Genomic DNA, 26,874 nt, shown 5'->3' with positions numbered 1-26,874 from the left:
GTTCAGGCCCCTGGGCTCCGGCTCAGGGGCCTTCGCTTTTCGCCGCGCAACTTGCTGATGCGCAGCGCGCACGACGGGTGCGAGGCCAGCATCCGCGCTCGGAACCCGGCCCTGGCCCGTTGCTCGTCGTGCCCCTCCTTCACCCAGCGCTGCAACACTTCCAGCAACACCAGCCGGTACCCGAGCTCGGCCGCGACCCGGTCCGCGTGCAACTCGGCCCTCCTGCTCGCCAGCGCCAGCAGCGGCGCGATCACCGGCACCAGCAACACCCACGGGCTGACCAGCACAGCCGCGACGCCGAGTGCCACGATCAGCACGAGACTGATGACCTTGGCTCCGGTCGTGCCGATCTTGTCGCCCGCCACGTAGATGGCCACCCCGATGATGATGACCAGCCACACCACCGCCCGCGCCGGCAGCTCGAACCACCAGCGCAGCAACGAGATCTTCGTGTGCCCGGCCAGATGATGCCCGATCTCGTGCGCCAGCACCGCCTCGAGCTGCTTCTGAGGCAACTGCAACGCCGCGGTCGACACCCCCACGACGTGCCCGCCCACGGCCATCGCGTTGATCTCCTTGGAGTTCTGGATCCGCAGCCGATACCTCCCCGGATCCACCCCGGCCGCACCACACGCCTCCTCCAGCAAGGGCTCGAGCGCGGCACGCTCCGTCCCGGTGGGCCCCCGCATCCCGTGCACCAGGGCCGCCAGCAACTTGCCCGTGGCCGGCAGGAACACGATCGCACCGGAAGCCAGCCAGACCACCGGAAACAGCCACAGCGTCTCCGGTATCACGGCCTTGCCGACGAGCGTGACGATCAGCAGGCTGCTCAGCACCGTCGGCACCCCGAGCAGCAACTCGATCACGGCGGACATGTCGAAGCGTCGTCGGGGAGCGCGCACGTCATCACCTCGGGTTCGAGCGTTCCAGCGCGATCCCGTTTGTGTCCAGCCGAGTCGCCCGTCTCGCCCAGCGTGGTTAGCTGGAGGGGTCAACCGAGGGGGTCGAGTTGCAGATCCGGGACGTGCTGGCCGACGACGCGCCGGCGATTCGCCAGATCAACCGCGAGGCGCTGGACTACGACTTCCCGCTGGAGGACACGGCGGCCCAGCTCGCGCGGATCATCAAGGCGCCCAACGTGGTGCTGTTCGTGGCCGACGACGGCGGCGACGTGCTCGGGTACATCCAGCTGAGCGACTACGAGAACACCTACCACCGGCCGCTGAAGAACCTGATCACGCTGGCCATCTCGCCGCGGCACCAGCGCCGGGGTGTGGGCAGGGCTTTACTGGCCGCCGGTGAGGAGTGGGCTCGGGCCGATGGTGCTGCCGGCGTCCGGCTGGTGACCGGGGCGAACCGGGTGCACGCGCGGGAGTTCTACGCGGCCAACGGGTACGCGGTCCGCAAGGAGCAGACCAACCTCATCAAGTGGTGGTAGCGGCTCACACCTCGCTCCTGTCCACCAGTTCCTCCATCACGTGCACCGGCAACGACGGGTTCGCCGCCGCGGCCCCCGCCGTGAACTCACTCCCCAGCAGCTCCACGATCGCCGGCACCGGCAGGTGCGGATGGGCCGCGGCCAAGTGCCGGGCCTGCGCATCCTCCAAGCACAGCAACAGAGTCTCACCCGAGGCGGCAGGATGGCGAGCGATCGCCCGGTAGGTCTCCTCCACCGAACCGGCCCCCAAAGCCATGTGGTGCAACAACTCCGGCGGGCACAACGGATTCCGCGCCACCCGCGGGTACAGAAGCGGTCCGTGCCGCTCGACCAACTCCCAGAGCTGCGGAACCGTCACCAGAGGATGAGTCGCGGCCGCGCCGGCGACTCCGGCGTCGGGATCAGACACCAGGGCGGCGAACAGGTCCGCGGGCAGATCAGGTCGCGCGGCCACCAACATCCGCGTCACCGGGGACGCGGCCAGCTCCCGGAGCTCAACGACGGAAGCGGAAGCGATGCGCGGCAAAGGATCGGGGCCGATGCGCGCCGACGGGGCCAGTTCCGCCAGAAGGTCCAACGGGATCGCCGGGTTGCGCAGGAGCGCGAGGCGCAGGGCACGGGTCCCGGCGAGCTGGCGCAGGACCGGTACGGGGACGGCCGGGTTCGCGGCCAGCTGCGACAGGATGCCGGGTTCGAGCTCCGAGGCGAGCTGGTCGTAGACGTCGGACGGCAGGTCGGTGCGTCCGGCCAGGAAGTAGCGGGATGTGTGGTGGCGCAGCAGGTCCGCCGCGATGGACGCCGGTGTCGCGGGGTTGGCGGCCAGTTCGCGGACCAGGGTGTCCTCGGAGCTCAGCGAGGCCAGCAACGACGCGGGCGTGTGCGGGCTGGAGGCCAGTGCGCGGCGCACGTCGAGGCTCGGATGGCGGCTCAGTGACACGGCCAGCCAAGGAGGTAACGCTTGGAAGAGAACCAATTCGGCAACCACGGAGGTGTCGGGGTCGCGGGCCAGCAGCTCGATCACGTCGGCAGGCAGGGAGCAGGCCCACTCCGGCAGGCGCGCGCGAACGGTGGGGTCCGGGTGGAACGCCAGTGCGCGGGCCAGTGCGGGATCGGCGTCCGGGCTTCCGGTCACCACCAAGGCGACCGATTCGTCGGTAATGGGTATGTCCGCCGGATGAACCAACCCCTTGTCCAGCAGCGTGTACACGGCTGTGGAGTCAGCATGGGCAAGTAACGCACGTACGTGCGCAGGAGAGAGATCTGCGCGTTCGGCCAGTTCAGGGGCCAACTCCGGGTGGGCGACCAGGCGGTCCAGCAACGTGGCCGGCAGCGCGGAGTTGGACGCCAGGCCCTCCAGTACAGCGTTCACCAATCTCCCTGGTAACACGGCAGGCATTCCCCCCGACAACGCGTATCATCCCCAATCGCGTTGAGTAGCGGGGGTTTTGTGGCAAACGGCAGTGCGAAGCGACGTCCCACCATTGGGATGATCACCGCTGGCCCGCTCATCGAGCTCGCGGGCGAGCAGTGGCGTGGTGTCAGCGACGGAGCGCAGCGCCTCGGGTGCGACCTCGTGTGTTTCGTGGGCAGCGAACTGGACCATCCGGACCCGCTGAAGCGTCGCGCGAACACGGTCTACGACCTGATCTCGCCGAATCGCATCGATGCGCTCGTGGTGTGGACTACGCGCGTGGGGCAGCTCATCGGGTCCGAGGGCATGCAGGAGTACGTGAAGCGGTACGCACCCATGCCCATCGTGAGCGTCGAAACAAGCCTTGCCCAGTGGCCAACGATTCTGATGAACAACCGCGACGGCATGAAGCAGGCCGTCGACCACCTCATCGAGGTGCACGGCAAACGCCGGATCGCGTTCGTCCGAGGACCGCAAACGCATGCGGGCGCACGGGAGCGGTTCCTCGGCTACGCGGATTCGTTGCGCAACCACGGGATCCCGTTCGATCCCGCGCTCGTCACGATGCCGGGCTCGTTCATCTGGGAACCGAACGGCGCGACGCAGGCCGTGCGCAGGATGCTCGCACGCATCGAAGAACCGCCGGACGCCATCGCCGCCGCGAACGACGACTACGCGATCGGTGTCGTCACCGCGCTGGAGCAGCTGGGTTACCGCACGCCGGAGGACGTCGCCGTCGTCGGGTACGGCAACCACACGAACGTTCGCACGCACGCGACGACGCCCGCGTTCACCACCGTCAGGGCGCCGTTCCTCGAAATGGGCTTCCGGGCAGCCGAACTCGCGGTGGCACTGGTGAAGGGCCGGCCGACGCGCGAGCACCAGACCCTGCCGACCGAGCTGATCGTGCGCCGGTCGTGCGGCTGCCTGCCGTCCGGGCTCGGCGACCACGCGCCCGCGCACGACCGGCTCAGCATCAACGAGTCCGCGACCGCGTCCACGGTGGCGGACCACCTGCGCGACTCGCTCGGGAAACCCTCGGCGAACCTGCCGGACGGGTGGGCCGAGCAGCTGGTCGTCGAGCTGATGGCGGCGGGCCGCGGTGAGGTCGAGGGCGCGGAGTTCCTCAAGCTGCTGGCCGAGTACATCGGCTGGAGTGCGCGCGCCGGGTGCGAACCGGCGCAGTGGTGGCCACCGCTGTTCGACCTGCATCGGTTCGTGACGGCACGGATCAGTGACGCCACGATCATCAACGACCTGTGGTTGCGCGTGCAGCTCCTTCTCGGCGATGCGTTCGCCACGGACGCACGCTTCAAGTACCTGTCGCACGAGCGTCACGACCAGACGGTGCGCGAAGCGGGGCAACGGCTCATCGCGTCACGGGACGTGGACGAGCTCACGACCGCTCTCGCCGAGGAACTCCCCCGCCTCGCCATCCCCGGCTGCCACGTCATGGCGTACGACACGCCAGGCACGGCGCGCGCGCTCGTCCGGTACGAGAACGCCGAACTCAAGACCCCGCCGGACACCCCGTTCCCCACCATCAACCTGACGCCGTACCCGTTCAGGCGCAACGTGCCGTTCAGCGCGCTGGTCGCCCCGCTCTACACCGACGAGGACCACCTCGGGTACGTGATCTTCGAGGAGGGCCCGGAGCCCGGCTGGATCTACGAGGCCGTGCAGCAGCAGCTCAGCAGCGCGTTGCGGAGCATCAGGCTGATGCAGGAGCTGAAGGACGCGCGCGCACGGCTCGAAGAACGCGTCGGCGAGACCGAGGCGCAGCTGCGGCACGCACAGAAGATGGAGGCCATCGGACGGTTGACCGGTGGCATCGCGCACGACTTCAACAACATCCTCACGGTCGTGAACGGCAACAGCGAGATGCTGCTGCGACGCACCCTTCCGGACGATCCGAGGCGCACGGCGATCGAGGACATAAGGCATGCGGGCGAACGGGCCGCGAACCTGACGAGGCAGCTGCTCGCGTTCACCCGCCAGCAGGTCCTGCACCCGGAGTCCCTGGACCTCAAGCACAACCTCACCAAGGTGCACTCGATGTTGCGCACGCTCGTCGGCGACCACATCGAACTGGAGATGCAGCTGCCGGAAGGTGTCGCACAGGTGTGGGCGGACGCCGGCCAGGTCGAGCAGATCCTGTTCAACCTCGCGGTCAACTCCCGCGACGCGATGCCCGGCGGCGGCACGCTCCGGATCTCGATCGCGGACCGGACCCTCGGCAGCGGCGACACCGGCCGGATCGTCGGCGTGCGGCCCGGCGAGTACGTCGTGATGCGCGTCCAGGACACCGGCGCGGGCATGGCACCGGACGTGCAGGCGCAGGTGTTCGAGCCGTACTTCACCACCAAACCGGTCGGCAAGGGCACCGGCCTCGGCCTGTCCACGGTGTTCGGCATCGTGCAGCAGTCAGGTGGGCAGATCGAACTGATAAGCGCCCTGGGCGAAGGCACGACCGTGGAGGTCTATCTGCCCGTGCCGCACGAACGCGACGGCACGCCCGAAGCGCCGTGCGCGCGTCGCACCACCACGCACCAGGGCGCCGGCACCGTGCTGCTCGTGGAGGACGACGCGCAGGTGCGGGTCATGACCCGGCGCTCGCTGGAGACCGCGGGCTACGCGGTGATCGAGGCGGGCGACGGCCAGGAGGCGTTGCAGCTCGCCACGGCGCACCGCAGCACGATCGAGCTCGTGCTCACCGACGTCGTGATGCCGAAGATGGGCGGCCCCGAGCTCGTCCGGCTGCTGCGCTCGACCGGTGCGGCACCGGCGGTGATCTACATGTCCGGGTACACGACCGACGAGATCCTCAACGACGAGGTGCTGATCACCAAGCCGTACGTGGAGTCGCACCTGCTCGAACGCGTGCGCCAGGTCCTCAGTCAGGACGCCTGAGCGCGACGCGCGACAGCGAGACGGACCGTCTCGTCCAGCGCCTCGATCCGGAACGGCTTCTGGAGGTACCCGGCGATGTCGTGCCCGGCGAACCGCCGCTCCAGCGACGCGCGGTCGTAGCCACTGGTCAGCACCACCGGCACGACCAGGCCCTCGCGCTCGACCTGCGCCAGCACCTCCTCGCCGGACAGGCCCGGCATGCTGTGGTCGAGCAGCATCGCGCTGATCTCGGCGGAGCGTTCGCGCAGGATCGCGATCGCCTCGACGCCGTCACTGGCCTGCAGAACGGTGAAGCCCAGCTCCTCGAGCAGGCTCACGGTGTACCTACGCACGGGGTCCTCGTCCTCGACCACGAGCACCAGCCCAGCCAGCGACATGCGGGCAAGTATGCCGGAAACTATTCGTGCCTTCAGCACCAGGTGTCCGACTATTTTTGGTAATTCTTCACGAACTGCTCCATCAGTGTGACCTGGGCCATTTGGATCACACCATTGGTTGAGGGTCTGCGCTAACCTTCGCGGCACCGCTGCCGCTCCACGCTGAGAAAGAGGCACCAGGAAAGGCCAACTTCATGCGTAAAGCGACGGCAGCAGCCGCTCTGGCCGTGCTGTTCACATTGTCGTCAGCACCCGCACACGCCGCGACGATTCCTTCGGAGCGCGTGACGATCGATGTGGTGACGGTGAACGGTTCCGGGTGCAAGCAGGGCAGCGCCGAAGTGATCGTCTCACCGGACAACACCTCGTTCTGGGTGATCTACAGCGACTACCTGGCCCAGGCGGGCAAGGGTGCCGGTGCGACCGACTTCCGCAAGAACTGCCAGCTCACGCTGCAGATCAACGTCCCGCAGGGCTTCTCGTACGGCATCGCGGAAGCGACCTACGGCGGCTACGGGTACCTCAAACCCGGCGCGACCGGGTACCAGTCGGTGAATTACTACTTCCAGGGTCAATCGGCCACCACCACGTGGAAGCACACGTTCACGGGGCCGTTCGACGACAACTGGTCGATCACCCACCGGACCGAGTTCTCGGAGATCGTCTGGTCGCCGTGCGGCGAGCAGAAGAATCTCAACGTCAACAGTGCCCTGCGCGTCGACAAGGGTACCTCGGACGCCAATACGAACAGTTTCATGACGATGGACTACCAGCGCGGAGAAGTGCGCACTCTGCACCACTTCTCGTGGAAGCGCTGCTGATTTTCTGACAAAGGCCGCCGCCACCGAAGTTCCAACCGCCGCCACCCCTCCCTGCGAGACGCGTTTGGAAAGGTGCCCCTCATGCTCAACGCGGTTGCCGCTGCCCTGCTGGCCTCGACCATCATCATCCCGCCCGGCTCGCCCAACGAGACGCCGCCGCCCGACCACATCACCATCGACGTCGTCACGGTCAACGGCTCCGGCTGCCCGGCGGGCACCGCGGCCGTCGCGGTGTCCGAGGACAACAAGGCCTTCACGGTCACCTACAGCGACTACCTGGCCCAGGTCGGCGTCGGCGCGCGACCGACCGACTTCAGAAAGAACTGCCAGCTCAACCTGCGGGTCAACGTCCCGCAGGGCTTCACCTACGGCATCGCCCAGGCCGACTACAGAGGCTTCGCGCACCTGGAGAGAGGCGCGTACGCCATCCAGAAGGCCAACTACTACTTCCAGGGCATGTCGCAGAACGACTCGGCGCAGCACCGGTACAACGGCCCGCACAGCGACGACTGGCAGGCCACGGACCAGACCGAGGTCGCCGCGATCGTCTACTCCCCGTGCGGGGAGAAGCGGAACTTCAACATCAACACCGAGCTCCGCGTCTACCCCGGCTCGTCCAACACGGCCACGACGACGAGCTTCGTCTCGATGGACTCCACGGACGGTGCCATCGACACGACCTACCAGTTCAGCTGGAAGACCTGCCCCTGATAGCCCTTCAACAGTGCTGTGACTACCGCACGCGTCCGCACGGACGTGTGCGGTAGCACATATGTGAGCGGAGCGGCGTACAGATTCGCGTGTGCGGGCGTCTTACCCCCATGACGGGGCAGGTCGGGGTAAAGGGGCAGCCAATGCCATCCGCCGCATACGCGCAGTACGGTGAGGATCGCAAGGCTCACAGGGGAGGTCGGATCCTGACCACGACGCTGCTCCCGGCCAGACGGCCGGAGGAGACCGCGGCCCGCTCACGCTGGCCGCTCAGTGGTGACTACCGGCAGGTGCTCGCGGACCTGGCGTTGATCTTCTTCGCCGTGCTCGACGTCTGGCTGTACGGGCTGTGGCTCGAAGCCGACCCGATCACGGACCTGCCGCCGGTCGAGAACTACCAGCTGTGGCTCAACTGGCTCGCGGTCGGCGCGCTGGTCCTGCGGCGGCGGTTCCCGTTCCTCACGCTCGTGCTCACCATCCCCGGCTTCTTCGTCGGCTGGTCGCAGCTCGCCGCGATGATCGCCCTCTACACGGTCGCCCGCCGCTACCTCGGCGGCTGGCAGACGGGCCTCGCGGCCGCGCTGGTGTGGCTGTGCCGGTTCGTCGCCTGGCCGTTCGAGGAACTGATCGAGCGGCCGGCCTCGGGGCACTTCCACTCGGCGATCTACGGCTTCCTCGTGTCGGGCCTGCCGATCGCGATCGGCCTGCTGGTGCACGCGCGCCAGGAACTGTCCGACCGCATCCGCGAACTGGCCGAGTCACGCGAGAGAGAACGTGTGCTGCACGCGCACGCCATCCGTGCCGACGAACGGGCAAAGCTCGCCCGCGAGATGCACGACGTGGTGTCGCACCAAGTCAGCCTCATCGCCATGCAGGCCGGTGCGCTGCGCATGGCCGTGGTCGACGCCGAGCACAAGCAGGTCGCGGGCACCATCCGCATGTTGTCGACGCGCACGCTCGATGAGCTCCGCACGCTCGTGTCCGTCCTGCGCACCACAGAGGACACCCAGCCAGGCCTGGACGAGCTGTCCGACCTGGCCGCCGACGCGGGCTTCGAGGTGACCATCCAGCTCAAGGGGCCGGTGGAGGACCTCTCCGCACCGGTGTCCGGCGCCGTCTACCGGACGGTGCAGGAGGCGCTGACCAACATCCGCAAGCACGCCGTGGGCGCGAGCGCGACGGTGTTCATCGACGCCCAGTACGACGACAACGTGCTGGTCGAGGTGCGCAACACCGCCGCGTCCAGCCCGTCGTCGTCGCTGCCCAGCGGAGGTCACGGCCTGGTCGGCCTGCGCGAACGCGCCACGTTGCTCGGTGGCGAGTTCTCGGCGGGGCCGACCGAGGACGGCGGCTTCCTGGTGACGGCGTCGTTCCCGAGGGAACGCGTCATCACCGATTGAACCGCTGGAAGGCGTGGAACGACTTCTTGGGCTCCAGCCGGTAGGGCGAGTTGTCGTCGTCGAACCGCTCACGCATCGTGCGCAGCAGGCTGTACGAGGCCATGTCGTAGTCGCGATCGCGGCACGTCGGGTTGTGCGGCGAGTCCGGCGAGATGACCGAGTACAGGTGCGAGCCCTCGACATCGGGCTGTGTGCCGAACACGCGCAGCATGCGGGCGATGTGGTCGGCCTGCTCGCGTTCGTTCCGCTCGAAGCCGGGCTTGATCACGGGCGGGTCGGCCTCGTAGTCGACGATGTCCCAGCCCATCCCGCCGGCCGCCGCGGCGCCCGTGAACGTGCAGCAGCCGTACTCCAGGATCATCAGCGGCTTGCCCCAGCGGCGGTACTTGTCCAGGTCGGCCGTGTACTCGGCATCGGTCTCGAAGTGCGTGTAGTAGTCGAGGCCGACGAGGTCGAACAACGACCAGTCGTTCCACTGTGCGTCCGCCCCCGCAGCCGCACCGTAGGTGATCCGGCCCCGGAACTCCCCGCGCGTCACCTCGACGGCCTTCGCCATGAACTCGCGGAAGCGCCGGACGACCGCGGGCCAGTCCGTGATCGACGGCATGTTCTCGAGCCGGTCCAGGAACGTGTCGCCGGGGATGATGCCCGGCGTGAACAGGAAGTGCTCGCAGCCGGTGACGAACGTGATGTTGTCCCCTTGCCGCTTCCGTTCGGCTGTGCGCGCGGCCTCGGCCATGTGCTCCAAGATCTGCCCCTGGGGGTGGTCGTAGAGCCTCGGCTGTACGAAGACCCGCATGCCCTGGCGCAACGCCGCGTCCGTCGTCTCGGCGAGGCGGCCGAGGTCGGTGCCGAACGCCGTGATCGACGGGCAGCGCAGCTCGTCGGCGATGATGCGGATCTCCCGTTCCAGCTGCTGACGGCTCCAGCGCACGCGACTCAGCGGGTCCCCTGCCGCGTGCAGCACGCCCGTGTCGTAGCAGACGCCGCCGCGCTTCCTCGGCGCCGCCGACGCCGTGCCACTCCCCACGCTCGCCAGCACGACGGCACCCGCGACGGACTTCAAGAACACCTTTCGACTGATCATCATTCCCCCTCGACTAGTTACTCAACTAGGCTACTAGTCATGCAACCAGAAAATCGGCCGGGCGGCCAGAAGCGCAGCTTCATCGAGGACGCCCGGCGCGGTCAGATCGTGGCCGCGACCATCGCGACGATCGCCGAGATCGGGTACGCGAAGGCGTCGTTCGTGCAGATCGCGCAGCGTGCGGGCATCAGCCCGGGGCTCATCACGTACCACTTCGCGAAGCGCGAGGAACTGATGAAGCAGGTCATGCTGACCGTGCACGACGCGATGGACCGAGCACTGACCGCACGCTCCGAGAGCGCCGACGGCTACGTAGCGGCGCTGCGGTCGCTCATCGAGGGTTTCGTGCACTACTGCGCCGAACACCCCGCGGAGCTCATCGCGATCTCCCAGATCGCCGCCGCCGCACGGGACGCCGAAGCCGCACGGACGTGGTCGGAGGAGCAGAACGAGCGCACGCTGACCGAGCTGGAGGAGATGTTCCGCGAGGGTCAGGCGTGCGGCGAGCTGCGCGAGTTCGCGCCCAGGGTGATGGCCGTGTCGGTCATCGCCGCGATGGAGGCGGCGCCGACCGAGCTCATGGCCCGGCCGGACACCGACGTCTCCGCGTACGCGAGGGAGCTCGCGGACCTGTTCGAACTGGCGGTCAGGCGGGTTTAGAGGCGAGCGACGCGCTCAGTGCCGCAGCCGCGCCGAGCACACCGCACGTGAGCGCGATCGGCATCGTCGGCTCGTGCTCCAGCAGCACGGACACCAGCAGCCACACGGACAGGCCGAGTCCAAGTCCGAGCGGCACGGACGCGATCACCGCCGCCACACCGGTCTGCCGCCGCCGCAACGCCCGCAGGTTCGACTCCAGGTACGCGAACGTGAAGAGCAGCAACAACGCCGAGCCCGTGCCCATCAGGCTCAGCCACGGCGTCTGGCTGGACTTCAGCAGGAACGGCGGCTGGTCGTCGACCTGAGCCGTCACGACGCCGCCGATGATCCACCGTGCCGCGCCCGGCAGCACGAAGCCCTCCGGCGTGCGCTCGGGCACGTCCGCGAGCGGGATGCCGGCCGCCGTCACGACGAGACGCGTGCCCTCGACCTTCACGGGATCGGCCAGGTCCAACTCGATGATCGTGGCAGGCGGGTTGCCGGTCGCCACGAACGGCACGACGGCCATCGCGATCAACGCAAGGACTGCGACCAGCCACAATGCCCACGGCTTCGACGGCGGCCTGATCACCTCCGAGGCCGGCACCAGCGTGCTGCTGCCGCTCAGCCGCGCGGCGGGGACCGGGTCGACCAGCGTGGCCCGGATCCGCTGCCCCGTGAGCGTGACCGTGTCGCGTTCGGGCACGGGCCGCAGCGATGGACGCGTGGAGGACGACGACACCTGCGGTGCGAGGTGCACGGGCATGCCCAGGCGCACGAGCCAGTCCGGACCGAACAGGTGGCCCGCCGCGCTCGCCAGGTCGATCGCGAACGTCTCGGCGTTGCGATACCGCGCGTCCGGCTCCCGCGCGATGCTGCGCATCACCACGCCCGCAAGGGGTTCCGGCACCCTCGGCACCGGCCGCGGCTCCTGGAACACCCGCTTCTGGATCATCGCGATCGGGCCGCCGCCACGTTCGAACGGCAGGTCGCCGCACAGCAGTTCGTAGAGCATCGTGCCGGTCGCGTAGACGTCGGCCGCGGGCGACAGCGCGTTGCCCATCGCCTGCTCCGGCGCGATGTACGCGGGCGTGCCGAGCACCGCGCCACCGTGCGTCACGAGCGTCGCGCCCTCCGACACCACCTGGGAGATGCCGAAGTCCGCCACCTTCACCACGCCGTTCGAGGTGAAGAGCAGGTTCTTGGGCTTCACGTCGAGGTGCAGCACCCCGGCCTCGTGCGCCGCGTGCAGACCGGACAACGCCGCCAGCACGATCCCGCACGACTGCTGCGCGGTCAGGCCGTCGCCGGAGAACCGCGACCAGACGGTGCCGCCGTCGAGCCGTTCCATCACCAGCAGGTGCTCGCCCTGCTGCCGCACGTAGTCGTAGACGGGCACGATGTGCGGGTGGTCGAGGCGGGCCAGCAACCGCGCCTCGTGCTCGAAGCGCTCGCTCATCCGCGGGTCTTCGGCTACCGCGTGCGGCAGCCGTTTGATCGCCACGGGACGCCCCAGCTGACGGTGCACACCGCCGTAGACGACACCCATGCCGCCCTCGCCGATCTGCTCACCGACGGCGTACTGCGGCAGCGCGGCGACCACACTGGACTGAATCACCGTTGAATCCTCACGGTATCCACATCGGACGGATCCCGCCGCTCACCAGGATGCGGCGTCAGATAGCCGAGCACGAACGCCGCCGCGGCGGCGCCGACGATGAACGGGATCTCGGCCGTGGGCGACGGAGCCACCAGCCGCAGCACCGACAACGAGATCACCGCGACCAGCCCGGTCCCGATCCCGGCGGGCAGGAACCGCATGGCCCGCTGCCACCGGTTCGGAGGCAGGCGCCGGCGGGCCAGCGCGATCAACGCCCCCGCCCACGACAACCCGGTCAGCACGAGCACGCCCAGACCGAACGCCCCGTAGACCGACCAGAGCGAGCCCTTGACGTCTCCGGTCGTCTCGACGGACGCGATGCTCTCCCTCTGGACGTCGATGACCTCAACTGTGACCGGAAGGAGACCAATCGCCTGCGAGCCGAGGTCGGTGGGCTCCAGCGGGAACGAGCGGGTCTCCGAGGACTTCGCCGGCACGTCGAACGGAACCGTTGTGTCATAAGAAAAGAAGGTCAACGCCAGCGCCGTGCCGCTGATTCGGACCGTCTTCACGCGCTGCACCGTGGTCGTGTTGTTGCGGACCGTGACGGAGACCTTGGCGGTCTGCGAGGGGTCCAGGACGAGATTCCCTACTCCAACCGGCCTACCGTCCACATCGGCCTCGAGGATCACAGACCCGTCCTGTGCGAAGGCCGCTGAGGGAAGCAGCATAATTCCGCACCACAGCAGTAAACCTGCACCGGCCATGCGACGTCTCACTAGCGCACCTTAGGTTCTGATCCGGGGAGAGGGAATGCGGTCTTTAGGCTTACTCGTGGCCATGATGGCCGGTGTTACGGTGCTGGTCGCCACACCGGCCGCGGCCCAGCAGCCGCCCAGTGTGACCGCGGCGCCGCAGCCTGCCACAGCAGGCGGCCCCGTGACCATTTCCTGGGGCGGATTCGTTACGTGTCGTGCCGTCAGCATCATCTTCACGCTGGACGGCACCCAGATCGCGACGGCGGGCTCGGCCTCCAGCGGCTCGGTCGGGGCCACCGTGCCCGCGGGCACCACCGCGGGCAGCCACAAGCTCGAGGCCCGGTCGACGAACACGAAGTGCGGCAACGCGGGCACCGCGTTGCGCGTGATCGTGCCGCCACCCCCGGTCACCACGACGACCAAGCCGCCCGTCACCGTTCCGCCGGTGACGAACCCGCCGGTCACCAACCCGCCCGTGACGACGCGTCCGCCGGTCGTCACGACCACGACTCCTCCGACGACCACCACGACCACGGACACCCCGTCGTCGTCCTCGCAGCCGCCCTCCTCGTCCACCGACGCCCTGACCAACCCCGGTGACGGCGTCCTCGTCCTGGACAAGGAGAACATCCAGCCGGGCGACGACCTGACCGCGACCGGCACGGGCTGTCCCAAGGGCGCGAACGTGACCCTGAAGTCGCTGGGCCAGGACGTCGGCAAGACGACCGCGGACGAGAACGGCACCTTCCGGTCGCCGGTGAAGTTCGCGAGCATCGAGCCCGGCCGCCACAAGGTGCGCGCGGAGTGCGGCATCGTGCTCGTGGGCAACGTGGACGTGACGCTGTCGAGTTCGTCCGGCGGCACGACCAGCACGCTCGTGGTGCTGTTGTTCTTCCTGCTCGTCGGAGCCGCGATGCTGCGCCGTCAGTTCTCCGGACTGCGTCGATAAGAGAAACGCGAAAGGCCCCCTCTCCGCAGGATGAGGGGGCCTTTCGCATTGTTCGAAGATCCGAGCCTTACGGCTCTTCGCGCTGGCGGCGCAGCTTGGCGAGAGCCTCTTCGAGGATCGCCTCACCGTCCGCGTCGGAGCGCCGCTCCTTCACGTACGCAAGGTGCGTCTTGTACGGCTCGTTGCGCGGCGGCGCGGGTGGCGTCTGCTCGTCACGACCTGCCGGCAGGCCGCAGCGCGGGCAGTCCCAGCTCTCCGGGACCTCCGCCTCGACCGCGAAGGAAGGCCGGGACTCGTGACCGTTCGCGCACCAGTACGACACCCGACGACGGGGCGCGGACTCGCCGCGTTCCGATTCGCCCATCGGGCCTGCGCCGACGCGGGTACCGCGAATCGCGTTACCACCGGACATCGACCGTTACACCCCCACCAAGTGGTTACTCCAAGCCCCGAAGGGCTTCTGCCGCTGAACGGTTGATCAGGCTGACGGAGGCAGCTTGATCAGGAGTCCGATGCCCACGATGGCGATGACCCAGATCGCGCCGACGAACAGCGTCAGGCGATCGAGGTTCTTCTCGACCACGGAGGAACCGGACAGACTCGACTGCATGCCGCCGCCGAACAGCGAGGAAAGGCCGCCACCACGGCCGCGGTGCAAGAGCACGAGCAGCACCAGCAGCAAGCTGGAGACGATCAACAGGATCTGCAGGAACAGGATCATTTCTTCCTCGCTGTCAGGCAGCCGACGCCATAGAGTACCTGTTCGACTGCCGAACGTGTGCAACCGGTGGGATTAGGGATGGGGTGCGGTGGCAACCCACTTTAGCCGTCGCTTCCGGCGTTCAGCAGGGCACCTCGCGGCGTCGGCCCCAGCCCCCATATGCCCGATATGAGGACGTGGGGCCGACACCACGACACCGGATCAACTTAGGGTAGAGGCCCGCCGGCGGCCAATGCGCACAGCTTGGTGAATTCGTCGGCCTGAAGGCTGGCACCGCCGACGAGAGCGCCGTCGATGTCCTTCTGCCCGATCAGGTCGCCGATGTTCGACGACTTGACCGAACCGCCGTAGAGCACCCGCACGACGGCCGCGGTCTCCTCGCCGTACTTCTCCGCGACGAACGAGCGGACCAGCGAGCACACCTCCTGCGCGTCGGCGGAGGAGGCGGTGCGACCGGTGCCGATGGCCCAGACGGGCTCGTAGGCGAACACGATCTTGGCGACCTGCTCGGCCGTGAAGCCCTTGAGGCCGTCCTCCAGCTGCTGGCGGACCAGCTCCAGATGCCCCTTGGCCTCGCGGACGTCGAGCTTCTCGCCGAAGCAGAAGATCGGGGTGACCTCGACCTTCAGCGCCGCCTTGACCTTGGCGTTGACGATGGCGTCCGTCTCGCCGTGGTACTCGCGCCGCTCGGAGTGCCCGACGACCACGTAGTGGCAGCCGAGCTTCTTGATCATCGGGCCGGAGACCTCACCGGTGTAGGCACCGGAGTCGTGCTGCGAGATGTCCTGCGCGCCGTACTTGATCAGCAGCTTGTCGCCGTCGACCAGCGTCTGGATGCTGCGGATGTCGACGAACGGGGGAAGAACGGCCACCTCGACCTTGGCGAAGTACTTCTCCGGGAGGGAGAAGGCGATCTTCTGCACGAGACCGATCGCCTCGAGGTGGTTGAGGTTCATCTTCCAGTTGCCCGCGATGAGCGGGAGCCGGGCTGCCATCAGGACTCCAAAACGCTGATGCCGGGGAGGTCCTTGCCCTCGAGGAACTCCAAGGACGCGCCACCACCGGTGGAGATGTGCGAGAAGCCGTCCTCGGGCAGACCCAGCGCACGCACCGCGGCCGCCGAGTCACCGCCACCGACGACGGTGAACGCCTCGGACTTGACCAGGGCCTCCGCGACGGCACGCGTGCCACCGGCGTAGGTCTCGATCTCGAAGACGCCCATCGGGCCGTTCCAGAACACGGTCTTGGCGTCGGCGAGCTTCGACGCGAACAGCTCGCGCGACTTCGGGCCGATGTCGAGGCCCATCTTGCCGGCGGGGATCGAGTCGGTGCCGACGACGTCGTGCTCGACGTTGCCGAACTCGGCCGTGACCAGCACGTCGACCGGCAGCACGAGCTCGACGCCGCGCTTGTCGGCCTCTTCGAGGAAGCCCTTGACCTGGTCGAGCTGGTCTTCCTGGAGCAGCGACGTGCCGACCTCGTGGCCCTGGGCCTTGAGGAACGTGTACGCCATGCCGCCGCCGATGAGCAGCCGGTCGACCTTGGCCAGCAGGTTCGCGATGACGCCGAGCTTGTCGGACACCTTCGCGCCGCCGAGCACCACGACGTACGGGCGCTCCAGGTCGTCGGTGAGCTTCTTGAGCACCTTGAGCTCGGCCTCGACGAGACCGCCGACGTACGCGGGCAGCTTCTGCGCCACGTCGTAGACCGAGGCCTGCTTGCGGTGCACGACACCGAAGCCGTCGGACACGAACGCGTCCGCGAAGGCCGCGAGCTCGCCGGCGAGTGCCGCGCGCTCCGCGTCGTCCTTCGAGGTCTCACGGGCGTCGAAGCGGACGTTCTCCAGCATCACGACGCCACCGTCGGTGAGCGCGCCGACCACGGAGGCGGCGGACGGGCCGACCAGGTCGCTCGCGAGCGCGACCTCGGTGCCGAGCAGCTCACCGAGGCGAGCGGCGGCCGGCGCCAGGGAGAACTTGGGGTCCGGCTCGCCCTTGGGGCGGCCGAGGTGAGCGGTGACGATCACGCGGGCACCCGCGTCGGCGAGTGCCTTGATCGTCGGAACCGACGCGCGCACGCGGCCGTCGTCGGTGATCTTGTCGCCATCGAGGGGGACGTTCAGGTCGGCGCGCACCAGGACGCGCCGACCCGCGACACCCTCGGCGAGCAGGTCGCTGAGAGTCTTCACTGACTGTTCGCCCCTGCTCAGATCTTCGACGCGACGAGCTTGACCAGGTCCGCGAGGCGGTTGGAGTAGCCCCACTCGTTGTCGTACCAGCCGACGACCTTGACCTGGTTGCCGATGACCTTGGTCAGCGGCGCGTCGTAGATGCACGAGTGCGGGTCGGTGACGATGTCGGCCGACACGATCGGGTCCGTCGAGTACTTGAGAATGCCGGCCAGGGGGCCCTCGGCGGCGGCCTTGTACGCGGCGTTGACCTCGTCCACGGTGACCTCGCGCTTGAGCGTGACGGTCAGGTCGGTGGCGGAGCCCGTGGGGATCGGCACGCGCAGCGCGTAGCCGTCGAGCTTGCCCTTGAGCTCCGGCAGCACGAGGCCGATGGCCTTCGCGGCGCCCGTGGAGGTCGGGACGATGTTCAGCGCGGCGGCGCGGGCACGGCGGAGGTCGCTGTGCGGCGCGTCCTGCAGGTTCTGGTCCTGCGTGTACGCGTGGATCGTGGTCATGAGGCCCTGCTCGACGCCGAAGCTGTCGTTGAGGACCTTGGCCAGGGGCGCGAGGCAGTTCGTGGTGCAGGACGCGTTCGAGATGATCGTCTGCGAGCCGTCGAACTTGTCCTCGTTCGCGCCGATGACGACGGTGAGGTCCTCGTTCTTGGCCGGCGCGGAGATGATGACCTTCTTGGCGCCGCCCTCGTCCACGTGCGCGCGGGCCTTGGTGGCGTCGGTGAAGAAGCCGGTCGACTCGACCACGACGTCGACGCCGAGGTCCTTCCAGGGCAGAGCGCCCGGGTTGCGCTCGGCGAGGGCCTTGATGACCTTGCCGTCGACGGAGATGCCCTCGTCGGTGACCTGCACGTCGGCGTCCAGACGACCGAGGATGCTGTCGTACTTCAGCAGGTGCGCCATCGTGGCGACGTCACCGAGGTCGTTGAACGCGACGATCTCGATGTCGTGGCCGCCGGCCCTCACAGCGCGGAAGAAGTTGCGCCCGATGCGACCGAAACCATTGACACCTACACGAACCGTCACGACTGACTCCTTGCGTTCAGCTTGGTAGGAACAAGCCCACCCTATCTGCCGAACTGCGTCCCTGGTCACAGGGATAGTGAGTATCTCTTGATCGAGCCAGAAAAACCTGTCCTGATTAGGCCGTTCGGCGGCGCAGCGCGCGGAGCATCCAGAGGTACGCGCTCAGTTCCTCTGCCGCCTCCGCGGCGGTGCGGCAAGCCTCCGGACCGGTCTCCTTCGCGTCTCTTCCGACCACCGCGGCGATGCGCGCGAGCCACTCGTCCACGACAGGGCGGTCCTGGGGCGGCACGAGGGAGGTGGCCGCCTGGTTCGCTGCTCTGCTCTGGGCTGTCATGAAGGGATCCTGTCCACCCTCTGAAGGACCCTTCAATACCCCGAAACAGCGGGTGTTACGGACCGTTACGCGCCGGTACGGTCAATGGTCATGACGGCCAATGCCGCCTGCGTGACATGTGGAAACCCGCTCACCGAAGCGGTCGCGGGCCGACGCTACTGCTCCAACGCCTGCCGTCAACGCGCGTACCGCGAACGCAGCTCGGCACGCGACGACTCCCCGCATGACACCGCGCTGCCGGCACCGCTCGACACCTTCGTGGGCCGCCGCGAGGAACTGGCCGCGCTGGCGCGCCTCGGCACGGACCGGCTCGTCTCGCTGGTCGGCCCGGCGGGCGCGGGCAAGACCAGGCTCGCCGTCCAGCACGTGAGCAGACGCGCCGACCAGACGTGGTGGGCGGCGCTGGCGCCCGCGTCCGACGCCGTCCAGGCGATCTACCACGCGGTCGGCGCGCACCCGTTGCCGAACCGGTCGGTGCGCGACGCCGTGATCGCCGAGATCGAGCAGCACCGGCGGCCGTTGCTCGTGCTCGACAACTGCGAGCACCTGCTGCTCGACGTCGGCGACGTCGTGTCGGAGTTCCTGGCCTGCTGCCCGCGGCTGCGCGTGCTGGTGACGTCGCGGGAGCCTCTTCGCCTTGCCGGGGAACAAGTTTTCGCGGTCGGCGAGCTGGAGCTGCCGCCCGCGGACTGCGACCTCGCCGAAGCCCTGCGTTACGACGCGGTGGTGCTTTTCCGCGATCGTGCCGTGTCGGTGGACCGCTCGTTCGAGGTGGATTCGTCGAACGTCGCCGATGTCGTCGCCGTGTGCCGGTCGCTGGACGGCATGCCGCTGGCCATCGAACTGGCCGCGCGGCGCATCACCGTGCTGTCCCCCGCCGACATCCTTGCCCGCTTGGGCGACCGCCTCGCGTTGCTGACCGGCGGGCCGCGCGCCGCCGACGACCGGCACCGCACGCTGCGGGCCGCGATCGGCTGGAGCTACGACCTGCTGTCCGAGGAGGAGCAGGCGGCCTCGCGGCGGCTCGCGGTGCTGGGGGTGCCGTTCGACCTCGGGGTGGCGAGCGCGGTCTGCGGTGTTCCCGACGCCCTGGAACTGCTGACCGGCCTCGAACAGAAGTCGCTGCTGGTCGCGGAAAGGGTCGGTGGCCACACGACGTTCCGTCAGCTCGAATCGGTGCGCCTCTACTGCCATGAGCGCGCTATCGCGCACGGCGACCTCTCGCTCGTGGCGGACCGTGTGGTCGAGTGGGTGTGTTCGATCGTGGAGCCGGAGATCTCGTCGTTCTTCCCGTCGCCTCCGGTCGTGCTGCGCCTGGACCGCAACGTGGGTCTGCTCGAACTGGCCGTGGCCAGGACGGCGGACACCGGCGACTGGGCGCGGCACGCCCTCACGATCGTCGCCACGGCCTGGACCTCGACCCCGCGCGGCCCGCGCGGCGCCCCCACCGAACTGCTGCACCAGGCGCTGACCCGGCCGATGCCGCAGGCCTACCGCAGCGTTCTCGCGGTGCTGGCCGCGATGCACCACCGGGTGCGCGGCGGCTGGCACGTGACCCGCAAGTTCGCCGAGGAGTCCCTGGCCATCGAACGCGCCGACGCCTGCCGTCCCGGCACGACGGCCCGCGCGCTGGAGGTGCTCGCCTCCGCCGAGGCCCACACCGGTGATCCCGCGGTGGCCTGGCAGCTGTTCGACGAGGCCGCAGTGCTGCTGCGCGACTCGGACGACCAGCTCGCGCGCGCCATCCTGCTGAACTCCTACGGCTGGACGTTGCTCCAGCACGGCTCCGCGGACCGGGCGGCGCCGCTGGTGCGCGAGGCGTTGACGCTGACCCGGTTGATCGGCCTGCCGCACATGCTGAACCCGATCCTGCACAGCGCGGGTGCGATCGCGTTGGCGCGCAAGAGCTTTCCGGAGGCCGTCGACCTGTTCCGGGAAAGCCTGGAGGTGGGGTCCGAGCACCCCATGGACCAGTTCTACGACCTGGAGGGGCTGGCGCTCGGGCTGGTCGGCGTGGGTTCGGACGACGAACGCGCGCTCTCGCTGCTGACCTCGGCCTCCGTCGTCCGCACCCGCTACGCGTTCCGCGCCGAGCCGTACTGGCAGGACCTGCTGGACGACGCGCGCGCCGTCTGCCGCGACCGGATCACCGCAGCCCGGCTGCGGGCCGCCGAGTCGACGGGCGAGCGGATGTCGTTGGCACAGGCCGTTTCCTACGCTCTGACCGCGCAGCCGATCGCCGAGTCCGACGACGCGATCTCCGCGCGCGAACGGCACGTGGCGACGCTGGTGGCGGAGGGGCTGACGAACCGGCAGATCGGGCAACGGCTCGGAATCTCACCGCACACCGTTGCCCGACACGTCACGCACGCGCGTTCGAAACTCGGACTGCGCTCACGGGCTCAGCTCGCCGTGTGGGCGGGCCGGCACACCTCTTAGACCTCGGCTTCGAGCATGTCCGCCGTGACCGCGGACTCGGTGTCCGGCAGTCCCAGGTCCTTGGCCCGCTTGTCCGCCATGGCCAGAAGACGCCTTATACGGCCTGCCACCGCGTCCTTGGTCATCTGCGGGTCGGACAGCTGACCCAGCTCCTCCAGCGACGCCTGGCGGTGCGCGAGGCGCAGCTGCCCGGCGGCGGCCAGGTGGTCCGGCGCCTCCGGCCCGAGGATCTCGAGCGCCCGTGCGACTCGTGCCGCCGCCGCGACGGCCGCGCGGGCCGAACGGCGCAGGTTCGCGTCGTCGAAGTTCGCCAGCCGGTTCGCGGTGGCGCGGACCTCACGCCGCATCCGGCGCTCTTCCCAGGCCATCACGCTGTCGTGCGCGCCGAGCTTGGTCAGCATCGCGCCGATGGCGTCGCCATCCCTTATCACCACGCGCTCGGCCCCGCGGACCTCGCGCGACTTGGACGAGATGCCCATCCGCCGCGCCGCGCCGACCAGGGCCAGCGCCGCCTCGGGACCGGGGCAGGTGATCTCCAGCGACGAGCTGCGACCGGGTTCGGTCAGCGAGCCGTGCGCAAGGAAGGCACCGCGCCACGCGGCTTCGGCGTCGCAGACACCACCGGACACGACCGGCGCGGGCAGACCGCGCACGGGACGTCCCCGCGGGTCGAGCAGCCCAGTCTGGCGGGCAAGCCCCTCGCCGTCCTTGACCACGCGGACGACGTACCGGGTGCCCTTGCGCAGGCCGTTGGACTGGATCGTGAAGACCTCGGCGTGGTGGCCGTAGAGCGCCTGGATCTCCTTGAGCAGCCTGCGGGCCGCGGAACCCAGGTCGAGCTCCGCCTCGACGACGACCCGGCCGGACACGATGTGCAAGCCCCCGGCGAACCTGAGCAGGGAGGACACCTCCGCGCGGCGGCAACAGGTCTTGGATACCGCGAGCCTGCTCAGCTCGTCCTTGACCGCCGACGTCATCGCCACGGGCTTGTCCCTCCCACTCCGGTCTCCTCGACCACTTGCCTCAGGCAACCGGCCAGTGCCTCCGGATCATGCCGCTCAGCGGCGTCCGGTGCGGCGATCTTGGCCAGATGCGTACGCGCACCCAGTGCCGAGGCGGCGCGCGTCAGCCGGTCCGGGGTGGGGACCGAGTCGACGTCCGCGATCACCGCGTCCACCTTCAGCTCGGGTGCGTGTTCGCAGACTACGTCCAAATGCCGCTCCGGAGAGAAACCAGCGGTTTCACCCGGTTGGGGGACGAGATTGAGCACAAGGACCTTCTTGGCCCGCGTGTGCACGAGCGCGTCGTGCAGTTCGGGCACCAGCAGATGCGGCAACACGCTGGTGAACCACGATCCGGGGCCGAGTACCACGACATCGGCGTCAAGTACAGCCTGTACTGCTTCCGGACAGCCGGCAGGTCGCCCGTTCGGGGCAGTCAGCCGGATGCGCTGCACGAGCCCCGGCGTGGTCGCGATGGCGACCTGCCCCCGGATGCGCCGCACGTCCTTCTCGTCCTCGTCGAGGCCCACGACGTCCGCCTCGATGTCGAGCGGATCGTTCGACATCGGCAGCACCCTGCCCTTGACGCCGAGCAGCCGGCTCGTGAGGTCGAGCACCGCGACGGGGTCGCCGAGCTGCTCGAGCAGCCCGGCGATCACCAGATTCCCGACCGCGTGGCCGGCGAGGGCCCCCGTGCCGCCGAAGCGGTGCCTGAACAGGGACGTCCAGCGCTGGCTGGCCTCGTCCTCCCCCGCCAGCGCCGCCATGGCCTTGCGCAGGTCCCCCGGAGGCAGCAGGTCTTCGAGTTCCCGCCGCAGCCGCCCCGACGAGCCCCCGTCGTCCGCGACGGTCACCACGGCCGTCACGTCATCGGTGACCCGTCTGAGCGCGGTCAGCGTCGCGTGCAACCCGTGTCCGCCACCCAAAGCAACAGCTTTCAACTTCGTCACTCACGTCCCAGATCCCTGTGCACGACCTTCACGGCCATGCCGTCCTCGCTAGCCAGCCGCGCGGCCAGCTCTTCGCTCAGGGCCACACTGCGGTGCTTGCCCCCAGTGCAACCGATCGCGAGCGTCAGGTAGCGCTTGCCCTCACGCCGATAACCGGCACCGATGAGCCTGAGCAGCTCGTGGTACCGATCAAGGAACTCGTCAGCGCCCTCCTGGGACAGCACGTAGTTGCGCACCTCACCATCCAGCCCCGTCTGCTCGCGCAGCTCCGGGATCCAGAACGGGTTGGGCAGGAACCGCACGTCCATGACGAGATCGGCGTCCATCGGCAGCCCGTACTTGTACCCGAAGCTCAGCACAGTGACCCGAGTGCGGGTGGCCGCCTCGGTGCCGAACGTGTCCTCGATCTTGGCCCGCAGCTGGTGGATACTCAGCGCCGACGTGTCCAGTACCAGGTCGGCTTCCTGCTTGAGCGGCGTCAGCAGGATCCGCTCGGCCTCGATGCCGTCCTGCAACCGCCCGTCCCCCTGCATCGGGTGACCGCGGCGCACCGCCTCGAACCGCCGGATGAGCACGTCGTCGGTGGCTTCGAGGAAGAGCACGCGCGGCTTGTACCCACGCGCGTCGAGGTCCTTGATGATGGCGGCCAGGTCCTCGGTGAACGCGCGGCTCCGCACGTCCATGACGACAGCGACCCTGGTGATCGCCCCGCGCGCCTGGGCGCCGAGCTCGACCATGGTGGCGATGAGTTCCGGGGGCAGGTTGTCCACGACGAACCAGCCGAGGTCCTCCAGGCACTTGGCCGCGGTGCTGCGGCCCGCACCGGACAGCCCGGTCACCACGGCGACTTCGATGCCGGACTTCTCCGCGTTCACGACTACGACTCCGTTACCTGTTCATGAGCGCCACAGGACGCTCTCGTTTGGGCAAGCTGTGTGCTGGGCGGCGCTCCGTCGCGTCACGCCCGGCATGCAGTCTCCACTGGAACGGCCCTCGCGCGCGGCAGGTTCGACGGTCGACACGGCCGCGCCGTGGCCGCGGTCACGATCCTCGCCCGGTTCGCGGGGCACCCGCAGGACGAACGTGACCACTGCGGCTGGTGAGACCGATGAGAGACTTCACCCCGCGACCGGATAGCTCGCCTGGAACGCCAGCCGCGCATCGGCGCCGGACGCGATCCGATCCAGCTCGTCGTCCAGCGCCATGAACACCTCCCACGCCTCCAGGTTCTCAACCTCCGCGAGGCGCCCGGTCACCAGCTGCTCCAGGTCCGGGACGCGCTTGGCCTTCCAGACCTTGTCCGCGAGGCTGACGAGCAGGTCCTCCAGCCCGATGCCCTCCGCGGTCCACGACCCGTGCGTGCGCGCGAACCGGGCCAGCCGCTCCTCGACCCCGCGGGCGCGCAGCAGCTCGTACCCCGCCGGCTCGTGAGCCGAGCCCGGGCCGGACAACTCGTTGGGGCGCAACACCTTCCCGATGTCGTGCGTGGCCGCGCCGAACAGCACCGCGTCCCGGTCGACGGCCACCGCCGGGTGGCGCCGCTCGACCCAGGAGATCAGCTGGCAGGCCACGTCGTGCACGGCCCGCAGGTGCGCGACCAGACGCGGTGAGGCTTGCAGGTCGGACAGCAGCGTCTCGGCGGCGGGCGGGAGCGGGCGGAGCGCCACGTCCTCGGTCATGGCGCGGCGGGCCGGCGGCTCGGCGGCGGGCGGGAGCGGGCGCAGCGCCACCTCCTCGGTCATGGCGCGGCGGGCCAGCGGCTCGGCTTTCGCCGACATCGGCGCCGGCACGGTGCTTGCGACTCCGGCGGTCTCCGCTTCCCCGCGACGGTCCGCCGTCTCCGCCTCCGCGCGACGGTCCGCCGCCGGACCCGTGTGGCGGAGCGGCTCCAGACTCATGTGCGGGCCACCTCCGGACCAATGTGGCAAGTCGGCTCCGGACCCACACGGCGCACGAGTTCCGGACTCACACGGCAAGCCGCCTCCGAACCCATGTGGCGAGCCGACACCAGGCCCATCCGGCCAGCCGGATCCGAACTCACGCGGCGAGCCGACACCAGCCCCATCCAGCGAGCCGGATCCGGACCCACACGGCGCGCCGGATCCATCCGGCCAGCCAACTCCAAACCCACGCGCCGCACCGACATCCACCCCGCCCGGCGCACCAACGCCATCCCCGTCAAGACTTCCCGCCCGCCGAGGCCAACGTCGCCACCACCGCCTCCGCCGTGCGCCGCCCCACCCCGGGAACGTCGCTGATCTCGTCCACTGTGGCCTGTCGCAGCTTGCGGACCGAGCCGAAGTGCTTGAGCAGTGCGGCTTTGCGCGTTTCGCCGAGGCCGGGTACCTCGTCGAGCTCGGAGGTGGTCATGCGCTTCGAGCGTTTCTGGCGGTGGTAGGCGATGGCGAAGCGGTGGGCCTCGTCGCGGACTCGTTGCAGGAGGTACAGGCCGTCGCTGCTGCGCGGGAGGATCACCGGGTCCGGTTCGCCGGGGACCCAGACCTCTTCCAGGCGCTTGGCCAGGCCTACTACGGCCACGTCGGTGATGCCCAGTTCTGCCAGGACGTCGGAGGCCGCGGCGGCTTGCGGGCCTGCGCCGTCGACCACCAGGAGGTTGGGCGGGTAGGCGAACTTGCGGGGTTTGCCGGTGTCCGGGTCTATGCCCGGGTTCGGGCCGCCTGAGGCCGTTTCGCGCAGCATCGCCTGGAAGCGGCGGCGGACGACCTCGGCGATGGAGGCTACGTCGCCTTCCGTCGCCGCTTCGCGGAGGGCGAAGCGGCGGTATTCGGACTTGCGGGCCAGGCCGTCCTCGAAGACGACCAGTGATGCCACCACGTCGGTGCCCTGGACGTGGCTGATGTCGATGCACTCGATGCGCAGCGGCGCGGTGTCCAGGGCCAGCGCGTCCTGGATCTCCTGCAGGGCCGCGGAGCGGGCGGTCAGGTCGCCTGCTCGGCGGAGTTTGTGCTGGGCGAAGGCTTCGGAGGCGTTGCGCGCCACCGTTTCCATCAGGGCGCGCTTGTCGCCTCGTTGCGGGACGCGCAGGGCCACCCGTGAGCCTCGTTGTTCGGACAGCAGGTCTTCCAGCGCGGAAGCGTCGTCCGGGAGCACGGGCACGAGGACCTCGCGCGGGGTGTTCTCGGTCTCGTCGCCGTAGAACTGCATGATGAACTGGTCGACCAGGCCGCCGTCGTCGAGCGCCTCGACCTTGTCCAGCACCCAGCCCCGCTGGCCGCGCACGCGGCCGCCGCGCACGTGGAAGACCTGGACCGAGACCTCCAGCTCGTCCTGCGCGAACGCCATCACGTCGGCGTCCGTGCCGTCGCCGAGCACTACGGCCTGCTTCTCCATCGCGCGGCGCAACGCGCCCAGGTCGTCGCGCAGGCGCGCGGCGCGTTCGAACTCCAGCTCTTCCGACGCCTGGAACATCTCGCGTTCCAGGCGGCGGACCATGTTGTCCGTCTTGCCCGCCAGGAAGTCGCAGAAGTCCAGGACGATGTCGCGGTGCTCGTCCGCGGACACCTTGCCCACGCACGGCGCCGAGCACTTGTCGATGTACCCGAGCAGGCACGGGCGGCCGATCTGGTTGTGCCGCTTGAAAACGCCCGCTGAGCACGTGCGCGCCGGGAACACGCGCAGCAGCAGGTCCAGCGTCTCACGGATGGCCCAGGCGTGCGCGAATGGCCCGAAGTAGCGCACGCCTTTCTTGCGCGGGCCGCGGTACACATGCAACCGCGGGTATTCCTCATGCAACGTGACGGCCAGCACCGGATACGACTTGTCGTCGCGGTACCGGACGTTGAAGCGCGGGTCGAACTCCTTGATCCAGTTGTACTCGAGCTGGAGCGCCTCGACCTCGGTGGCGACCACCGTCCACTCGACGGAGGCCGCCGTCGTCACCATCTGGCGGGTGCGCGGGTGCAGCCCGGCCAGATCCGCGAAGTACGAGTTCAGCCTGCCGCGCAAGCTCTTCGCTTTGCCGACGTACACGACCCGGCCACCGGCGTCGCGGAACTTGTAGACGCCGGGAGCCTCAGGAATCGTGCCCACGGCGGGGCGATACGTCGAGGGATCTGCCACGCCGTCAAGACTATCGACGTGGTCTGACAAAAACAGAA

General features: G+C 69.0%; 25 protein-coding genes. 8 read left to right on the top strand and 17 right to left on the bottom strand.

Annotated features, from left to right (window positions below; translation table 11 throughout):
- Positions 1-2 precede the first annotated feature (2 nt).
- Positions 3-902, bottom strand: coding sequence for a M48 family metalloprotease (locus BM417_RS29545; RefSeq protein WP_143138859.1), 900 nt, complete (start codon positions 900-902; stop codon positions 3-5).
- A 107-nt stretch (positions 903-1,009) separates the two neighbouring features.
- Here BM417_RS29545 and BM417_RS29540 point away from each other — a divergent pair, with 107 nt between their 5' ends.
- Positions 1,010-1,438, top strand: a complete 429-nt coding sequence (locus tag BM417_RS29540) for a GNAT family N-acetyltransferase (protein ID WP_177320668.1) — start codon at positions 1,010-1,012, stop codon at positions 1,436-1,438.
- Positions 1,439-1,442: 4 nt separating this feature from the next.
- Here the strand turns inward: BM417_RS29540 and BM417_RS29535 are convergent, their stop codons facing one another.
- Complete coding sequence (locus tag BM417_RS29535) at positions 1,443-2,807, bottom strand: hypothetical protein (RefSeq protein ID WP_143138858.1); 1,365 nt, start codon at positions 2,805-2,807, stop codon at positions 1,443-1,445.
- A 117-nt stretch (positions 2,808-2,924) separates the two neighbouring features.
- Here BM417_RS29535 and BM417_RS29530 point away from each other — a divergent pair, with 117 nt between their 5' ends.
- The gene (locus BM417_RS29530) at positions 2,925-5,759 is read left to right on the top strand and encodes a substrate-binding domain-containing protein (RefSeq protein WP_093601285.1); all 2,835 of its coding nucleotides are present in this window, start codon (positions 2,925-2,927) and stop codon (positions 5,757-5,759) included.
- On the opposite strand, the gene BM417_RS29525 is transcribed toward BM417_RS29530, so the two are convergent.
- The gene (locus BM417_RS29525) at positions 5,747-6,136 is read right to left on the bottom strand and encodes a response regulator (protein WP_093601283.1); all 390 of its coding nucleotides are present in this window, start codon (positions 6,134-6,136) and stop codon (positions 5,747-5,749) included. The two genes, BM417_RS29530 and BM417_RS29525, sit on opposite strands and share 13 nt — an antisense overlap.
- Positions 6,137-6,330: 194 nt before the next feature.
- Here BM417_RS29525 and BM417_RS29520 point away from each other — a divergent pair, with 194 nt between their 5' ends.
- The 3 genes from BM417_RS29520 (at position 6,331) to BM417_RS29510 (ending at position 9,068) form a co-directional block, all read left to right on the top strand.
- Positions 6,331-6,957 carry a DUF4360 domain-containing protein gene (locus tag BM417_RS29520; protein WP_093601281.1) on the top strand — a complete coding sequence of 209 codons (627 nt, stop codon included), beginning with the start codon at positions 6,331-6,333 and terminating at the stop codon, positions 6,955-6,957.
- Positions 6,958-7,038: 81 nt separating this feature from the next.
- A complete protein-coding gene (locus BM417_RS29515) occupies positions 7,039-7,668 on the top strand; it encodes a DUF4360 domain-containing protein (protein WP_093601279.1) in 630 nt (209 codons plus the stop codon).
- Between the two features lie 143 nt (positions 7,669-7,811).
- Positions 7,812-9,068 carry a sensor histidine kinase gene (locus BM417_RS29510; protein ID WP_093601277.1) on the top strand — a complete coding sequence of 419 codons (1,257 nt, stop codon included), beginning with the start codon at positions 7,812-7,814 and terminating at the stop codon, positions 9,066-9,068.
- On the opposite strand, the gene BM417_RS29505 is transcribed toward BM417_RS29510, so the two are convergent.
- A complete protein-coding gene (locus tag BM417_RS29505) occupies positions 9,058-10,155 on the bottom strand; it encodes an abortive phage infection protein (protein ID WP_143138857.1) in 1,098 nt (365 codons plus the stop codon). The two genes, BM417_RS29510 and BM417_RS29505, sit on opposite strands and share 11 nt — an antisense overlap.
- A gap of 39 nt (positions 10,156-10,194) precedes the next feature.
- Here BM417_RS29505 and BM417_RS29500 point away from each other — a divergent pair, with 39 nt between their 5' ends.
- Positions 10,195-10,815 carry a TetR/AcrR family transcriptional regulator gene (locus BM417_RS29500; protein WP_093601273.1) on the top strand — a complete coding sequence of 207 codons (621 nt, stop codon included), beginning with the start codon at positions 10,195-10,197 and terminating at the stop codon, positions 10,813-10,815.
- On the opposite strand, the gene BM417_RS29495 is transcribed toward BM417_RS29500, so the two are convergent.
- Both BM417_RS29495 and BM417_RS29490 read right to left on the bottom strand, forming a co-directional pair.
- Positions 10,802-12,412 (bottom strand): serine/threonine-protein kinase, encoded by a 1,611-nt coding sequence (locus BM417_RS29495; protein WP_093601271.1) that lies wholly within the window; start codon positions 12,410-12,412, stop codon positions 10,802-10,804. The genes BM417_RS29500 and BM417_RS29495 overlap by 14 nt on opposite strands.
- Positions 12,409-12,966 (bottom strand): hypothetical protein, encoded by a 558-nt coding sequence (locus BM417_RS29490; RefSeq protein ID WP_143138856.1) that lies wholly within the window; start codon positions 12,964-12,966, stop codon positions 12,409-12,411. Before BM417_RS29490 ends, BM417_RS29495 begins: the two co-directional genes overlap by 4 nt.
- Positions 12,967-13,234: 268 nt before the next feature.
- Here BM417_RS29490 and BM417_RS49355 point away from each other — a divergent pair, with 268 nt between their 5' ends.
- Positions 13,235-14,101, top strand: coding sequence for a hypothetical protein (locus tag BM417_RS49355; protein ID WP_245822228.1), 867 nt, complete (start codon positions 13,235-13,237; stop codon positions 14,099-14,101).
- Between the two features lie 67 nt (positions 14,102-14,168).
- Here BM417_RS49355 and BM417_RS29480 read toward each other — a convergent pair whose 3' ends face one another.
- The 6 genes from BM417_RS29480 to BM417_RS47055 all read right to left on the bottom strand — a co-directional run bounded on the left by BM417_RS29480 (position 14,169) and on the right by BM417_RS47055 (position 18,366).
- Positions 14,169-14,513 (bottom strand): RNA polymerase-binding protein RbpA, encoded by a 345-nt coding sequence (locus BM417_RS29480; RefSeq protein ID WP_030478110.1) that lies wholly within the window; start codon positions 14,511-14,513, stop codon positions 14,169-14,171.
- A 66-nt stretch (positions 14,514-14,579) separates the two neighbouring features.
- Entirely contained in the window at positions 14,580-14,822 is a 243-nt protein-coding gene (secG, locus tag BM417_RS29475; RefSeq protein WP_093601267.1) for a preprotein translocase subunit SecG, read from the bottom strand.
- A 206-nt stretch (positions 14,823-15,028) separates the two neighbouring features.
- Positions 15,029-15,817 carry a triose-phosphate isomerase gene (tpiA, locus tag BM417_RS29470; protein WP_093601265.1) on the bottom strand — a complete coding sequence of 263 codons (789 nt, stop codon included), beginning with the start codon at positions 15,815-15,817 and terminating at the stop codon, positions 15,029-15,031.
- Positions 15,817-17,010 (bottom strand): phosphoglycerate kinase, encoded by a 1,194-nt coding sequence (locus tag BM417_RS29465; RefSeq protein WP_177320667.1) that lies wholly within the window; start codon positions 17,008-17,010, stop codon positions 15,817-15,819. The genes tpiA and BM417_RS29465 overlap by 1 nt, the downstream gene beginning before the upstream one ends.
- 17 nt (positions 17,011-17,027) lie before the next feature.
- Positions 17,028-18,032: a type I glyceraldehyde-3-phosphate dehydrogenase gene (gap, locus tag BM417_RS29460; protein WP_093601264.1), complete on the bottom strand. Its 1,005-nt coding sequence runs from the start codon at positions 18,030-18,032 to the stop codon at positions 17,028-17,030.
- A 115-nt stretch (positions 18,033-18,147) separates the two neighbouring features.
- Positions 18,148-18,366, bottom strand: a complete 219-nt coding sequence (locus BM417_RS47055) for a hypothetical protein (RefSeq protein ID WP_143138855.1) — start codon at positions 18,364-18,366, stop codon at positions 18,148-18,150.
- Between the two features lie 90 nt (positions 18,367-18,456).
- Between BM417_RS47055 and BM417_RS29455 the strand changes: the two genes are divergently transcribed.
- The gene (locus tag BM417_RS29455; RefSeq protein ID WP_143138854.1) at positions 18,457-20,805 is read left to right on the top strand and encodes an ATP-binding protein; all 2,349 of its coding nucleotides are present in this window, start codon (positions 18,457-18,459) and stop codon (positions 20,803-20,805) included.
- Here the strand turns inward: BM417_RS29455 and whiA are convergent.
- The 5 genes from whiA to uvrC form a co-directional block, all read right to left on the bottom strand.
- Positions 20,802-21,788, bottom strand: a complete 987-nt coding sequence (gene whiA / locus BM417_RS29450) for a DNA-binding protein WhiA (protein WP_089912944.1) — start codon at positions 21,786-21,788, stop codon at positions 20,802-20,804. The two genes, BM417_RS29455 and whiA, sit on opposite strands and share 4 nt — an antisense overlap.
- Complete coding sequence (locus tag BM417_RS29445; protein WP_093601477.1) at positions 21,779-22,747, bottom strand: gluconeogenesis factor YvcK family protein; 969 nt, start codon at positions 22,745-22,747, stop codon at positions 21,779-21,781. Before BM417_RS29445 ends, whiA begins: the two co-directional genes overlap by 10 nt.
- 5 nt (positions 22,748-22,752) lie before the next feature.
- Positions 22,753-23,610 carry an RNase adapter RapZ gene (gene rapZ / locus BM417_RS29440; RefSeq protein WP_167971916.1) on the bottom strand — a complete coding sequence of 286 codons (858 nt, stop codon included), beginning with the start codon at positions 23,608-23,610 and terminating at the stop codon, positions 22,753-22,755.
- A 264-nt stretch (positions 23,611-23,874) separates the two neighbouring features.
- Positions 23,875-24,654, bottom strand: a complete 780-nt coding sequence (locus BM417_RS29435) for an HD domain-containing protein (protein ID WP_245822227.1) — start codon at positions 24,652-24,654, stop codon at positions 23,875-23,877.
- Between the two features lie 280 nt (positions 24,655-24,934).
- Positions 24,935-26,836, bottom strand: a complete 1,902-nt coding sequence (gene uvrC / locus BM417_RS29430; protein WP_093601259.1) for an excinuclease ABC subunit UvrC — start codon at positions 26,834-26,836, stop codon at positions 24,935-24,937.
- Positions 26,837-26,874: the final 38 nt, after the last annotated feature.

Source organism: Lentzea waywayandensis (assembly GCF_900115955.1).
Classification (GTDB): Bacteria; Actinomycetota; Actinomycetes; order Mycobacteriales; family Pseudonocardiaceae; genus Lentzea; species Lentzea waywayandensis.
This window is presented reverse-complemented; position numbering and strand designations above follow the sequence as displayed.

Excerpts from the sequence above, each read along its gene's own strand:
- BM417_RS29480 (WP_030478110.1), bottom strand. The coding sequence starts at position 14,513 with ATGTCCGGTGGTAACGCGATTCGCGGTACCCGCGTCGGCGCAGGCCCG.
- BM417_RS29525 (WP_093601283.1), bottom strand. The coding sequence starts at position 6,136 with ATGTCGCTGGCTGGGCTGGTGCTCGTGGTCGAGGACGAGGACCCCGTG.
- BM417_RS29435 (WP_245822227.1), bottom strand. The coding sequence starts at position 24,654 with ATGAGTCTGGAGCCGCTCCGCCACACGGGTCCGGCGGCGGACCGTCGC.
- BM417_RS29530 (WP_093601285.1), top strand. The coding sequence starts at position 2,925 with ATGATCACCGCTGGCCCGCTCATCGAGCTCGCGGGCGAGCAGTGGCGT.
- BM417_RS29505 (WP_143138857.1), bottom strand. The coding sequence starts at position 10,155 with ATGATCAGTCGAAAGGTGTTCTTGAAGTCCGTCGCGGGTGCCGTCGTG.
- secG (WP_093601267.1), bottom strand. The coding sequence starts at position 14,822 with ATGATCCTGTTCCTGCAGATCCTGTTGATCGTCTCCAGCTTGCTGCTG.
- BM417_RS29500 (WP_093601273.1), top strand. The coding sequence starts at position 10,195 with ATGCAACCAGAAAATCGGCCGGGCGGCCAGAAGCGCAGCTTCATCGAG.
- BM417_RS29520 (WP_093601281.1), top strand. The coding sequence starts at position 6,331 with ATGCGTAAAGCGACGGCAGCAGCCGCTCTGGCCGTGCTGTTCACATTG.
- BM417_RS47055 (WP_143138855.1), bottom strand. The coding sequence starts at position 18,366 with ATGACAGCCCAGAGCAGAGCAGCGAACCAGGCGGCCACCTCCCTCGTG.
- BM417_RS29455 (WP_143138854.1), top strand. The coding sequence starts at position 18,457 with ATGACGGCCAATGCCGCCTGCGTGACATGTGGAAACCCGCTCACCGAA.
- tpiA (WP_093601265.1), bottom strand. The coding sequence starts at position 15,817 with ATGGCAGCCCGGCTCCCGCTCATCGCGGGCAACTGGAAGATGAACCTC.
- BM417_RS49355 (WP_245822228.1), top strand. The coding sequence starts at position 13,235 with ATGATGGCCGGTGTTACGGTGCTGGTCGCCACACCGGCCGCGGCCCAG.
- BM417_RS29515 (WP_093601279.1), top strand. The coding sequence starts at position 7,039 with ATGCTCAACGCGGTTGCCGCTGCCCTGCTGGCCTCGACCATCATCATC.
- BM417_RS29510 (WP_093601277.1), top strand. The coding sequence starts at position 7,812 with ATGCCATCCGCCGCATACGCGCAGTACGGTGAGGATCGCAAGGCTCAC.